The following is a 12,815-nucleotide window of genomic DNA, read 5'->3' on the forward strand; positions in this document are numbered from 1 at the left end:
GTCTTGTGGTGGCAGATCTGGGCGCTCCGGTCAGCGCCGGCGTCTACAACGTCTACACCGGGGAATTGGGGGGCACGACCGTGCCCACCGCGGCCCAGCTGGGCCTCGAGCCGCCGCGCTTCTGTGCCGAATGCGGGCGCCGGATGATCGTCCAGGTTCGCCCCGACGGCTGGCGGGCACGCTGTTCGCGGCACGGCGAGGTGGACTCGGCGGACCTGGAGACGCAGCGGTGACCGCTCCCGCGGTGCCCGTGGCCCCCGAGCCCGCCGGTCGCGCGGCCCCGTCGCGGCTTCGCGCGATTGTCCTTGCGGCGCTTGCACTCTCGGCGACCGGGGTGTTGGTCGGTGGCCTGTGGGCGTGGATGGCCCCGCCGATTCATTTGGTGGTGGCGGTGACTCGCGCCGGGGAGCGGGTGCATGACTACCTGGGTACGGAGTCCGAGCACTTCTTCGACGTGCCGTGCCTGATGCTGGGGCTGTTGACGGTGCTGGCGGTGGTGGCGCCGGTGCTGGCGTGGCAGTGGCGCCGGCTGCGGGGCCCGGGCATGGTCATCGGGCTGACGGTCGGCACGGTCGGCGCCGCCGGGGTGGCTTCGGCGGTGGGAGCGGTGCTGGTCCTGCTGCGCTACGGCGCGCTGGACGTCGACAAGGTGCCGGTGGTGGGCAGCCCCGCGGTGTCCTACGTCATCCAGGCGCCGCCGGTGTTCTTCGGGCCCGGGCCGCTGCAGATGGCCACGACGCTGTTGTGGCCCGCCGCCATAGCCGCGCTGGTTTACGCCCTGCTGGCGGCCGGCAGCGCCCACGACGACCTGGGCAGCTCAGCGCTTGCCGATCAGCCGTCGCACGCGTTGCCGATGGAGCCGGAGGCCTCCGTCTCCTAGCGGGTGCCTCAGAGTGGACGGCGGCGGATCTTTCGCCCGGTGAGGACCTTGGCCGCGATCACACCCAACCGCACCATGCCGGCGTAGGTCATCGGGTTGAACGCCGTCGGCCAAACGGTCCTGACCAGGTGGTCATTGATCGGTCGGCCGGCGAAGCGGTCGGTGAGCCAGCGCAGCGTCATCGGCGCCGACAGCGGGTGCAACAGCGCGTGTTCGTTGAACGCGTCACGGTGGTAGGTGACGCTGGCGCCGCCGGCCGAATAGGCGTCCGCCAACGCGTCGATGTCGTGGACGTCGATCAGGTAGTCGTAGACGGCCTGCACGATCAGCACCGGCGGCGCCGGTGTCGCGACGCCCAGCTTGATGCTGTCGAAGACATGCGACACCTCCGGTGTGGACAGGATGTCCTCGAGCGGCTCGTCGAGATAGTCGCCCATGTTCTTGCCGGCCATCCGCACGATCGCGCCGACCGTCGTCATCTTTTCCAACCTGTCCAGCAGGGCGCGGCCCTCGTCGTTGGTGTGCTCCTTGATCACCCGGTCCAGGTCGGGGTACACATGCGCGAGCGCGGCCACCACCAGCGCGGGCAAACCGGCGAAGACGCCGCCGTTGAGCCGGCGGAAGGTGTGGCCCAGGTCGCCGACCGGCGATCCCAGCACCGCCCCAACGATGTCGAGCTCGGGCGCGTAATCGGCGCACATTTCGGCGGCCCAGGCGCTGGCCAGCCCGCCGCCGGAGTAGCCCCACAGCCCGATCGGCGCCGACGTCGACGTCGGGATCCGGTCGGAGTTCATGGCGGCACGGACGCCGTCGAGAGTGCGGTAGCCGGGCTCGTACGGTGCACCCCACATGCCCAACAGGCCTTCGTGGTCGGGCACCGACACCACCCAGCCCTCGGCGAGGGCCGCGGCGACTAAGAAGAGCTCCAATTGGGCGATGGAACCCAGGGCCTTCGAACGTCTGCGCAGCGCGTAGGACGGAAAGCAGCGCGCGGACATGGCGTCGATCGCGCACTGATAGGACAGCAGCGGGGTGTTCTGTCCGACGACGCGTTCGGACGGAATGAGGACCGTCGTGACGCAAGCCTCGGGGGCGCCGTTCATGTCGGTCGTCCGGTACAGCAGCTGGACGGCCGAAACCGATTGCGGAATCAGGCCGAGGAACGCCAGTTCGACGTCACGGGAGCGCAGCACGGTGCCGGGCGCCGCGTGTTGGAAGCCCGAAGGTGGCTGGTAGAACGGATCGTCTGCGGGCAGCAGCGGGCGCGCCTTGGGCCGTAATTCCTCGTGTGGCGGCCGACCGATCCATTCCGCACCGTCGCTGCCTGCCAAATTGCCGAGTTCAACCAATTCGCCGATCCCTTCTAGGCCATCGGGCATTTTCGCGCATGAACGGGCGGTAACCAAAATGTAATGGCCAGGCGGTGAGCGATTTCTCGCCCACCGGGCGGGGGTGACCCAGATCAAGGCTGGCCGGGCGGCCGAAGTGCGGCGAACTCGTCGGTGACCCGCAGTTGCGAATCGGTGAAGTGGTACAGCGCCGCCGGTCGCCCGCCGCTGCGGCCCGACTGAGCGATGGTGCCGGTCTGCGTGATCACGCCGCGACGGGCCAGCACCCGCTGCAGATTCGTCGCGTCGACTTGGTAGCCGAGCGTCGCACCGTAGATGTCGCGCAGCGTGGACAGTGCGAATTCCTTTGGCGCCAAGGCAAATCCGATGTTGGTGTAGGACATCTTGGCGACCAGCCGGGCGTGCGCGTGCGTCACCATCGGGCCGTGGTCGAACGCCATCGGCGGCAGCGTGCTCACCGGGTGCCAGCGGGTGTCCGGCGGCAGCTCCGGAGTGGCGGGGGAGGGCACCAGCCCCAAGAACGTCGACGCGATCACCCGTGCGCCCGGCACGCGGCCCGGATCGGAGAACACGGCGAGCTGCTCCAGGTGGGCCAGCTCGCGCAAATCCACCTTCTCGGCCAGCTGACGGCGCACCGAGGTGGTCATGTCCTCGTCGTTGCGCAGCCGCCCACCCGGCAGTGACCACGCGCCCCTTTCCGGATCGCGGGCACGCTCCCATAACAGCACGTTAAGCTGCGGTTTTCCCTTTCGGGAGGCGCCCTTAACCTGCTCGGTAGCGTGGCGAACCTGGAACACGACCGCGAGCACTTCGTGGGCGGTGCTACCATTGGGCATGTTTTCGATTATAAGTCGAAAACCTGCTAGGTCGAAAGGAGCCGCCGTGACGGTCGTGAATCGCATGGACACGCTCGCCGAAGACATGGTTGCCAGCATCACCAATTCGGCCACCGGTTACGGCGGTATCGACGGTGATGAGCAGTGGGCCAACGAGATTCGCCGCCTGGCGAAGCTGCGCGGCGCCACCGTGCTCGCACACAACTACCAGCTGCCCGCGATTCAGGACGTCGCCGACCATGTCGGCGACTCGCTCGCGTTGTCGCGAGTCGCCGCCGAAGCGCCCGAGGACACCATCGTGTTCTGCGGCGTGCACTTCATGGCCGAGACGGCCAAGATCCTCAGCCCGGAGAAGACCGTCCTGATTCCGGATCAGCGGGCCGGCTGCTCGCTGGCCGATTCGATCACGCCCGACGAGTTGCGCGCCTGGAAAGACGAGCACCCGGGCGCCGTCGTCGTCTCTTACGTCAACACCACGGCGGCCGTGAAGGCGCTCACCGACATCTGCTGTACCTCGTCCAACGCGGTCGACGTCGTCGAGTCCATCGACCCCGATCGCGAGGTGCTGTTCTGCCCCGACCAGTTCCTCGGCGCCCACGTGCAGCGGGTGACGGGCCGCAAGAACGTCCACGTGTGGGCCGGCGAATGTCACGTCCACGCCGGGATCAACGGCGAAGAGCTCACCGAGCAGGCCCGCGCCAATCCCGACGCCGAGCTGTATGTGCACCCCGAATGCGGTTGCGCCACTTCGGCGTTGTACCTCGCCGGTGAGGGGGCCTTCCCGGCCGAGCGGGTGAAGATCCTGTCCACCGGCGGCATGCTCGACGCGGCGCACCAGACGCGCGCCCGCCAGGTCCTGGTCGCCACCGAGGTCGGCATGCTGCACCAATTGCGCAGAGCCGCACCGGAAGTCGACTTCCGCGCGGTCAATGAGCGCGCGTCCTGCAAGTACATGAAGATGATCACCCCCGCGGCGCTACTGCGCTGCCTGGTCGAGGGCGCCGACGAGGTGTATGTCGACCCGGAAACCGCCGCCGCGGGCCGGCGCAGCGTGCAGCGCATGATCGAGATCGGCCAGCCGGGCGGCGGCGAATGATGGCCCGTCCGGCTTGGACCGGTAGCGCCGATGTCGTCGTTATCGGCACGGGTGTCGGGGGATTGGCCGCCGCGCTGGCGGCCCACCGCGCCGGTCGTGACGTCGTGGTTCTCAGCAAGGCCGAAGAAGCCCACGGGGTTACCGCGACGCACTACGCCCAGGGTGGGATCGCGGTCGTGCTACCGGACAACGACGACTCCGTCGAGGCCCACGTCGCCGACACCCTGGCCGCCGGCGCGGGCATGTGCGATCCCCGAGCGGTGTACTCGATCGTCGCCGACGGCTACCGTGCGGTCAGCGAATTGGTCTCCGACGGCGCCCGATTCGACGAATCGCTGCCGGGCCGGTGGGCACTGACCCGCGAGGGCGGGCACTCGCGGCGGCGCATCGTGCACGCCGGCGGTGACGCCACCGGCGCCGAGGTCCAGCGCGCACTCGACCACGCCGCCCGGACGCTGGACATCCGCAGCAGCCACGTCGCGTTGCGCGTGCTGCACGACGGCACGGCGGTGACCGGGGTGGCCGTGGGCAACTCGGACGGCGTCGGGATCGTCAGCGCGCCTTCGGTGATCCTTGCTTCCGGTGGCCTTGGGCATCTCTACAGCGCTACCACCAACCCGGAAGGATCCACCGGCGACGGAATCGCTTTGGCGTTGTGGGCCGGTGTCCCCGTCAGCGATCTCGAGTTCATTCAGTTTCACCCCACCATGTTGTTCGGCGGCCGGGCCGGCGGTCGCCGACCGTTGATCACCGAGGCCATCCGCGGCGAGGGCGCGGTATTGGTTGACCGGCAAGGCAATTCGGTTACCGCCGGCGTTCACCCGATGGGCGACCTGGCGCCGCGCGATGTCGTGGCCGGGGCCATCGACGCGCGGCTGCGGGCGACTGGCGACGAATGCGTATTCCTCGACGCGCGCGGCATCGACGGCTTCGAGGCCCGCTTCCCCAATGTCACTGCCGCATGCCGGGCCGCCGGCGTCGACCCCGTCACCCAACCGATCCCCGTCGTTCCGGGCGCGCACTACAGCTGCGGCGGCGTGGTCACCGACGTACACGGTCAAACGGAGCTGCCCGGGTTGTTCGCCGCGGGCGAGGTGGCCCGCACCGGGATGCACGGCGCAAATCGGTTGGCGTCCAACAGCTTGCTCGAAGGATTGGTGGTGGGTGGTCGCGCCGGGAAGGCCGCGGCCAGGCATGCGCTTTCGGCGGGCCGGGTGCTCGCGACCCCGCCCGAGCCGATCGCGCACACCGCGTCCAAGCGCCGCGAACTGCAGACCGCGATGACCCGGGACGCGTCGGTGGTCCGCGACGCGGCGGGATTGCAGCGGTTGTCCGAGACGCTGTCGCGGGCGCGGGTCCGCGCGGTCGAGGGCCGCCGCGATTTCGAGGATGTCGCGCTGACGCTGACCGCCCGCGCGGTGGCCGCCGCGGCCCTGGCTCGCAGCGAAAGCCGGGGCTGCCACCACCGGGCGGAGCACCCGGAGTCCGCGCCGGACAAGGCCCGCAGCATCTTGGTCCGGTCGGCCGACACGGTGTTCGCCGAAGACCTGGCGGCGGTGTCCTGATGACACTGTCCGACGCCGAACTCGCCGCCGCCGTCGAGACCGTTCGGCGTGGTCTGGAAGAGGATCTGCGGTACGGGCCCGACGTCACCACGCTCGCCACGGTGCCCACCGGCGCGGCGACGGCGGCGATGGTGCCCCGGGAGGCGGGCGTGATCGCGGGCCTGGACGTCGGGCTGCTGGTGCTCGACGAGGTGCTCGGCGCCGACGGCTATCAGGTGCTCGACCGCGTCTCCGACGGTGCCCGCGTCCAGCCCGGCCGGCCGGTCCTGACCGTGCGGGCGGAGAACCGCGGGCTGTTGACCGCCGAGCGCACGATGCTGAACCTGATCTGTCACCTGTCGGGGATCGCCACCGCGACGGCCGCCTGGGTGGACGCTGTGAGCGGCACCAAGGCTCAGGTCCGCGACACCCGCAAGACGCTGCCCGGCCTGCGCGCCCTGCAGAAGTACGCGGTGCGGATCGGCGGCGGGGTCAACCACCGCCTCGGGCTGGGCGATGCCGCGCTGATCAAGGACAACCACGTGGCGGCCGCGGGATCGGTCGTCGAGGCGCTACGGGCGGTCCGCGAGGCCGCCCCCGATCTGCCGTGCGAGGTCGAAGTCGACTCGCTCGAGCAGCTCGACGAGGTACTGCCTGAGAAGCCGGAGTTGGTCCTGTTGGACAATTTCCCGGTGTGGCAGACCCAGATCGCCGTGCAGCGTCGGGACGCGCGCGCGCCGGCCGTGCTGCTGGAGTCGTCGGGCGGGCTCAGCCTGGACACCGCGGCGGCGTATGCCGGCACCGGAGTGGACTACCTGGCGGTCGGTGCGCTGACGCACTCGGTGCAGGTGCTCGATATCGGGCTGGACATGTAGGTCTGCCGAGATGCGGCAGCTGACCTTCGAAGACGCCGGGCGATACGCCTGGCGCGATGTGCCGGAACCGGAAATCAGCGCACCGGAACAAGCCGTGGTCAGGCCGCTGGTGGTGGCGTGCTGCGACCTCGACGTCGCGGTCGCCAACGGCCAGGCGCCGCTGCCGCCCGGCTATGCCGTCGGGCATGAGGGGCTGGCCGAGGTGGTGGCCGTGGGCGACGCGGTAAGTGGTGTTCGCCCGGGCGACTGGGTGGTGGTGCCGTTCCAGATCAGCTGCGGCAACTGCTCGGCTTGCCGCCGCGGCGCGACCGGCTCGTGTGCCTCGGTGCCGTTGATGGCGATGTACGGCCTCGGCCCGCTCGCCGGCCTGAACGGTGGCGGATTCATGTCGGACGAGGTGCTGGTGCCGTATGCCGACGCGATGCTGATACCCGTCCCGGATGGCGTGCAGCCCAACGCGATTGCCTCGCTGTCGGACAACATTCCCGACGGCTGGCGCGCGGTCGGGCCGTATGCGGCCGAGCTGGCCGCACTCGATGCGTCCGACCGTCGCGTGCTGGTGATCGGGAAGCTGTCGATCGGTCTCTATGCGGCGGCGTTCGCGGCCGCGCTGGGAGCCCGCGTCGACTACGTCGACCACGATGTGCGTCGGTTGGCGGCCGCCGAAAAGCTCGGCGCGGTGGTCCACGATCGGGTCAAGCCGGACAAGTCGTGGGAGCCGTATCCGGTCACCGTGCATACCTCCGCCGATCCGTCGCTGCTGGCCGCCACGCTGCGGGCGACCTGGCCGGACGGTGTGTGCACCGACACCGGGATCTACTACCAGCCGGTCGTCGAGATGCCGCTGCTGCCGATGTACACCCGCGGGGTGAGGTTCGTCACCGGGCGGGTCAATGCGCGGTCGGCGATTCCCGCGGTGCTGGAACTGCTGGCCGGCGGATGTGACCTGGGACCGGCCGTCGACCGGGTGGTGCCCTGGGCCGAGGCGCCCTCGGTGTGGCCGACGATGACCGGAAAGACGGTCTTCACCCGCGCCTAGCGCTCTTTTCACGTTGCGTGTGCGGCCAGGGCTTTGGGTGTGCGTGTGGGGCCGCGACACGCGGGGGCAAGCCGCCGTCGGCGCACACGGAAAACCGAGAGCGCACACTCAACGCCGCACGCCGCTCGCGAGCCTCGACCTCAGGCGATGTCAGTGACCAACACCGCCATGCGGCGCAACTGCAGACGCACCAGCCACGGCAGGCCGGTGCCGTCGGAACCGGCGGGCAGGATCCGGGGATTGGTGATGTGCACGACCTTGCGGGCAAAGTGCAGGTCAGCCTGGCCCGCGGCCAGCACGTTCTTCACCCAGTCGGTCTTGCCGTGGCCCAGCGCGATCGCCAGCACATTGCCGTTGCGGTAGGCCGTCACGATGGTTTTGTACGGCTTGCCCGACGTACGGCCGCGGTGCTCGATCGTGCCGGTCCCGGGCAGGAAACGCGCGATCGGCTTCAGCACCGGGTTGACGTACTTGACCTGGAAGTTCTCAAACCACGTCGGATACACCATCGGGATGCCGGGCGCGTTGTTCGGGTGATCCTTGGTGGACATAGCGGCACTGTACCGGTCGGATATTGATTTGAGTTCCTCTGGGACAATGGACCCTGTGACTGTCACACCCCCATCTGTGCTGGCCCGCATCGACCTGCGGGGGGCGGAGCTGACGACTGCCCGGCTGCGGGCGGCCCTGCCGCGCGGCCGCGCCGATGTGGAGACGGTGTTGTCAAAGGTGCGCCCGATCGTGGAGGCCGTTGCCGACCGCGGGGCCGAGGCGGCGCTCGACTACGGCGCCTCGCTCGACGGTGTACGCCCCGCGGCCGTCCGGGTACCGGAGGCCGCGTTGCGGGCCGCGCTGGACGGATTGGATGCCGACGTCCGCTACGCGCTGCAGGTGATGATCGAGCGCACTCGCGCCGTCCACGCCGATCAGTGCCGCACCGACACCACCACCGTGCTCGGGCCCGGCGCGACGGTCACCGAGCGGTGGGTTCCCGTCGAGCGCGTCGGCCTCTACGTGCCCGGCGGCAACGCGGTGTATCCGTCCAGCGTGGTGATGAACGTGGTGCCGGCCCAGGCCGCTGGGGTCGAGTCGCTGGTGGTGACCAGCCCGCCGCAGGCCCGCTCCCAGGGCCCACTTGAAGGCCTGCCGCACCCGACGATCCTGGCCGCGGCCCAGTTGCTCGGAGTCGACGAGGTATGGGCCGTCGGCGGTGCGCAGGCAGTGGCATTGCTGGCCTACGGCGGCGTCGACACCGACGGCGCGCAACTGGCGCCGGTCGACCTGATCACCGGGCCCGGCAACGTCTACGTCACGGCCGCCAAGCGGCTGTGCCGCTCACTGGTGGGCATCGACGCCGAAGCCGGGCCGACCGAGATCGCCATCCTCGCCGACCACACCGCCGACCCGACCCATGTGGCCGCGGACCTGATCAGCCAGGCCGAACATGACGAGATGGCCGCCAGCGTGCTGGTGACCGCGAGCGAGGACCTGGCCGCGGCCACCGCCACCGAAGTCGCGGCCCAGCTGCAGACCACGGTCCACCGCGAACGCGTGACGACCGCGCTGAGCGGCCCGCAATCGGCGATCATCCTGGTCGACGACCTGGACGCCGGTGTCAAGGTCGTCAACGCCTACGCCGCCGAACACCTCGAGATCCAGACCGCCGACGCGCCGCAGGTCGCCAGCCGAATACGTTCGGCCGGAGCCGTTTTCGTCGGCCCGTATTCGCCGGTCAGCCTCGGCGACTACTGCGCCGGGTCCAACCACGTCTTGCCGACCGCGGGCAGCGCCCGGCACTCCAGCGGCCTGTCGGTACAGACCTTCCTGCGCGGCATCCACGTCGTGGACTACACCGAGGCGGCCCTCAAAGACGTCTTCGGACACGTGGTCACGCTGGCGAAAGCCGAGGACCTGCCCGCGCATGGCGAGGCGGTACGGCGGAGGTTCGAACGATGACCGCATCCGAACGGCAGGTCACCCTCGACGACTTGCCGCTGCGTGACGACCTGCGCGGGAAATCTCCTTACGGCGCACCGCAATTGGCGGTCCCGGTGCGGCTGAACACCAACGAGAACCCGCACCCGCCCAGTCGGGCGCTGGTCGACGACGTCGTGCGGTCCGTGCAAGAGGCCGCCGCGGACCTGCACCGCTATCCCGACCGCGACGCGGTGGCGCTGCGCACCGACCTGGCCAGCTACCTCACCGCGCAGACCGGCACCCTGCTCGGTGTCGAAAACCTGTGGGCCGCAAACGGTTCCAACGAGATACTGCAGCAGCTGCTGCAGGCGTTCGGCGGGCCGGGGCGCAGCGCGATCGGGTTTGTCCCGTCCTACTCGATGCACCCGCTGATCTGCGACGGCACTCGCACCGAATGGCTGACGGCCCCGCGTGCCGACGACTTCAGCCTCGACGTCGACGTGGCCGTCGCCGCGGTCAGCGAGCGCAAGCCCGACGTGGTGTTCGTAACCAGTCCGAATAACCCGTCCGGACAAAGCATTCCGCTGCCGGATCTGCGCCGGCTGCTCGACGTGACCCCGGGCATCCTCGTCGTGGACGAGGCGTACGGCGAGTTCTCGTCGCAGCCCAGCGCGGTAGAGCTGATCGAGGAGTACCCGACCCGGCTGGTGGTCAGTCGCACCATGAGCAAGGCGTTCGCGTTCGCCGGCGGGCGGCTCGGGTATCTGGTCGCCACGCCGGCGCTGATCGACGCGATGCTGCTGGTGCGGTTGCCCTATCACCTGTCGTCGCTCACCCAGGCCGCCGCCCGGGCCGCGTTGCGCCACGCCGACGACACGCTGGGCAGCGTGGCCACTCTGATCGCCGAACGCGAACGGGTCGTGACGGCCTTGAGCCGCTTGGGCTTTCGGGTGATCCCCAGCGACGCCAACTTCGTGCTGTTCGGCGAATTCGCCGACGCACCCGCGGCGTGGCAGCGCTATTTGGACGACGGCGTCTTGATCCGCGACGTGGGCATTCCCGGCTACCTGCGCACCACCATCGGGCTGGCCGACGAGAACGACGCGTTCCTGAAAGCGAGCGCCCAGATCGCCGCCACCCAGTTGGCCCCGGCCGATTCCAGCCCCGTAGCAGCGATCGCAAGCGCGGCGAGGCCGCGCGAAGCGGGTCGCGACCATGTGTTAGGAGCCCCGTGACCACCAGCCGTCGCGCGCGAATTGAGCGCCGCACCAAGGAATCCGACATCGTCATCGAGCTCGACCTCGACGGCACCGGTCAGGTCCATGTCGACACCGGCGTGCCGTTCTACGACCACATGCTGACCGCGCTGGGCAGCCACGCCAGCTTCGACCTGACCGTGCGGACCAAGGGTGACGTCGAAATCGAGGGGCATCACACCATCGAGGACACCGCGATCGCGCTCGGGCAGGCACTGGGGCAGGCGCTCGGCGACAAGAAGGGCATCCGCCGGTTCGGCGACGCATTCATTCCGATGGACGAAACGCTGGCCCATGCCGCCGTCGACGTGTCCGGCCGGCCGTACTGCGTGCATAGCGGCGAGCCGGATCACCTGCAACACACCACGATCGCCGGGAACTCGGTGCCCTACCACACGGTGATCAATCGGCACGTGTTCGAATCGCTGGCCGCCAACGCCCGCATCGCCCTGCACGTGCGGGTGCTGTATGGACGCGACCCGCACCACATCACCGAGGCGCAGTACAAGGCCGTGGCACGCGCGTTGCGCCAGGCCGTCGAGCCCGATCCTCGCGTGTCGGGTGTGCCGTCCACCAAAGGTGTTTTGTGACAGGCAAATCCGTCGTCGTCCTGGATTATGGCTCGGGCAATCTTCGGTCCGCTCAGCGTGCGCTGCAGCGGGTCGGTGCGACGGTGGAAGTCACGGCCGACGCGGCCGCGGCCGCGGCCGCCGACGGGCTGGTGGTGCCCGGCGTCGGCGCCTTCGAAGCGTGCATGACCGGGCTGCGCAAGATCGCGGGGGAGCGCATCATCGCCGACCGGGTCGCCGCCGGACGCCCGGTGCTGGGGGTCTGCGTCGGCATGCAGATCCTGTTCGCGCGCGGCGTGGAGTTCGGCGTCGAGACTACGGGCTGCGAGCAGTGGCCGGGGGCCGTGACCCGGCTGGACGCCCCGGTGATCCCGCACATGGGCTGGAATGTCGTGCGATCCGGTTCGGGCAGTGGACTTTTCCAGGGGCTGGACGCCTCGGCCCGGTTCTACTTCGTGCATTCCTACGCCGCGCAGCGGTGGGAGGGTGCACCGGAGGCCGTGCTGACGTGGGCCACCCATCAGGTGCCGTTTCTGGCGGCGGTCGAGGACGGGCCGCTGGCCGCCACTCAATTCCACCCGGAGAAGAGTGGGGATGCCGGTGCGGCCGTATTGAGCAATTGGGTTGCGGGACTGTGAAGGACTTCGCGAGAGTGCAACTAGCGACGCAAACGCCGAGCAGCGGCGTAGCTGGTTGCACTCTCGGCGCAAAGGAGAAAGCGTGCTGATTCTGTTACCCGCCGTCGACGTCGTCGAGGGTCGCGCCGTGCGCCTGGTCCAGGGCAAGGCCGGCAGCGAAACCGAGTACGGCTCGGCGCTGGACGCGGCGCTGAACTGGCAGCGCGACGGCGCCGAGTGGATCCATCTGGTGGACCTCGACGCCGCGTTCGGCCGCGGTTCCAACCGCGAACTGCTCGCCGAGGTGGTGGGCAAGCTCGACGTCAAGGTGGAACTGTCCGGCGGCATCCGTGACGACGATTCGCTGGCCGCGGCGCTGGCCACCGGTTGCGCCCGGGTCAACCTGGGCACCGCGGCGCTGGAGAATCCGCAGTGGTGCGCGCGGGCCATCGGCGAGCACGGCGACAAGGTCGCCGTCGGGCTGGACGTGCAGATCGTTGACGGCGAGCACCGGCTGCGCGGGCGCGGCTGGGAAACCGACGGCGGCGAGCTGTGGGAGGTGCTGGAACGCCTTGACGGCGAAGGATGTTCGCGCTTCGTCGTCACCGACGTCACCAAGGACGGCACGCTGGGTGGTCCAAATCTGGACCTGCTGGCCCGCGTCGCCGAGCGCACCGACGCCCCCGTCATCGCGTCGGGCGGCGTGTCCAGCCTGGACGACTTACGCGCCATCGCCACCCTCACCGATCGCGGCGTCGAGGGCGCCATCGTGGGCAAGGCGCTCTACGCCGGGCGGTTCACCTTGCCGCAGGCACTAGAAGCGGTACGGCAGTAGAC

The 12,815-nt window shown here is 69.6% G+C and carries 14 protein-coding genes; 11 read left to right on the plus strand and 3 right to left on the minus strand.

Annotated features, from left to right (window positions below; translation table 11 throughout):
* The first annotated feature begins 5 nt into the window (after positions 1-5).
* Positions 6-233, plus strand: coding sequence for a biotin synthase auxiliary protein BsaP (gene bsaP / locus BN973_RS13685; protein ID WP_036468801.1), 228 nt, complete (start codon positions 6-8; stop codon positions 231-233).
* Complete coding sequence (locus tag BN973_RS13690; protein WP_407067561.1) at positions 230-880, plus strand: DUF2567 domain-containing protein; 651 nt, start codon at positions 230-232, stop codon at positions 878-880. The genes bsaP and BN973_RS13690 overlap by 4 nt, the downstream gene beginning before the upstream one ends.
* Before the next feature lie 8 nt (positions 881-888).
* Here the strand turns inward: BN973_RS13690 and BN973_RS13695 are convergent, their stop codons facing one another.
* A complete protein-coding gene (locus tag BN973_RS13695) occupies positions 889-2,229 on the minus strand; it encodes a lipase family protein (RefSeq protein ID WP_036472391.1) in 1,341 nt (446 codons plus the stop codon).
* Between the two features lie 113 nt (positions 2,230-2,342).
* Positions 2,343-3,065, minus strand: coding sequence for an NUDIX hydrolase (locus BN973_RS13700; RefSeq protein WP_036468802.1), 723 nt, complete (start codon positions 3,063-3,065; stop codon positions 2,343-2,345).
* Positions 3,066-3,111: 46 nt separating this feature from the next.
* On the opposite strand from BN973_RS13700, the gene nadA reads away from it, so the two are divergent.
* The 4 genes from nadA to BN973_RS13720 are packed head-to-tail and all read left to right on the plus strand — an operon-like array spanning position 3,112 to position 7,619.
* Positions 3,112-4,161, plus strand: coding sequence for a quinolinate synthase NadA (gene nadA, locus BN973_RS13705; protein ID WP_036468803.1), 1,050 nt, complete (start codon positions 3,112-3,114; stop codon positions 4,159-4,161).
* The gene (locus BN973_RS13710) at positions 4,161-5,726 is read left to right on the plus strand and encodes an L-aspartate oxidase (protein ID WP_139830156.1); all 1,566 of its coding nucleotides are present in this window, start codon (positions 4,161-4,163) and stop codon (positions 5,724-5,726) included. Before nadA ends, BN973_RS13710 begins: the two co-directional genes overlap by 1 nt.
* Entirely contained in the window at positions 5,726-6,580 is an 855-nt protein-coding gene (gene nadC, locus BN973_RS13715) for a carboxylating nicotinate-nucleotide diphosphorylase (protein WP_036468805.1), read from the plus strand. Before BN973_RS13710 ends, nadC begins: the two co-directional genes overlap by 1 nt.
* 10 nt (positions 6,581-6,590) lie before the next feature.
* Positions 6,591-7,619 carry an alcohol dehydrogenase catalytic domain-containing protein gene (locus BN973_RS13720; RefSeq protein WP_036468807.1) on the plus strand — a complete coding sequence of 343 codons (1,029 nt, stop codon included), beginning with the start codon at positions 6,591-6,593 and terminating at the stop codon, positions 7,617-7,619.
* A gap of 140 nt (positions 7,620-7,759) precedes the next feature.
* Here the strand turns inward: BN973_RS13720 and BN973_RS13725 are convergent, their stop codons facing one another.
* Entirely contained in the window at positions 7,760-8,170 is a 411-nt protein-coding gene (locus BN973_RS13725) for a nitroreductase family deazaflavin-dependent oxidoreductase (protein ID WP_036468809.1), read from the minus strand.
* A 76-nt stretch (positions 8,171-8,246) separates the two neighbouring features.
* On the opposite strand from BN973_RS13725, the gene hisD reads away from it, so the two are divergent.
* The 5 genes from hisD (at position 8,247) to priA (ending at position 12,813) form a co-directional block, all read left to right on the plus strand.
* Positions 8,247-9,575, plus strand: a complete 1,329-nt coding sequence (gene hisD / locus BN973_RS13730) for a histidinol dehydrogenase (protein ID WP_139830159.1) — start codon at positions 8,247-8,249, stop codon at positions 9,573-9,575.
* Positions 9,572-10,771, plus strand: coding sequence for a histidinol-phosphate transaminase (locus BN973_RS13735; protein WP_036468813.1), 1,200 nt, complete (start codon positions 9,572-9,574; stop codon positions 10,769-10,771). Before hisD ends, BN973_RS13735 begins: the two co-directional genes overlap by 4 nt.
* A complete protein-coding gene (gene hisB / locus BN973_RS13740) occupies positions 10,768-11,382 on the plus strand; it encodes an imidazoleglycerol-phosphate dehydratase HisB (protein WP_036468815.1) in 615 nt (204 codons plus the stop codon). Before BN973_RS13735 ends, hisB begins: the two co-directional genes overlap by 4 nt.
* A complete protein-coding gene (hisH, locus tag BN973_RS13745) occupies positions 11,379-11,999 on the plus strand; it encodes an imidazole glycerol phosphate synthase subunit HisH (protein ID WP_036468817.1) in 621 nt (206 codons plus the stop codon). Before hisB ends, hisH begins: the two co-directional genes overlap by 4 nt.
* An 82-nt stretch (positions 12,000-12,081) precedes the next feature.
* The gene (gene priA, locus BN973_RS13750; RefSeq protein ID WP_036468819.1) at positions 12,082-12,813 is read left to right on the plus strand and encodes a bifunctional 1-(5-phosphoribosyl)-5-((5-phosphoribosylamino)methylideneamino)imidazole-4-carboxamide isomerase/phosphoribosylanthranilate isomerase PriA; all 732 of its coding nucleotides are present in this window, start codon (positions 12,082-12,084) and stop codon (positions 12,811-12,813) included.
* The last annotated feature ends 2 nt before the right edge of the window (positions 12,814-12,815 follow it).

The organism is Mycobacterium triplex, from assembly GCF_000689255.1.
GTDB classification, from domain to species: domain Bacteria; phylum Actinomycetota; class Actinomycetes; order Mycobacteriales; family Mycobacteriaceae; genus Mycobacterium; species Mycobacterium triplex.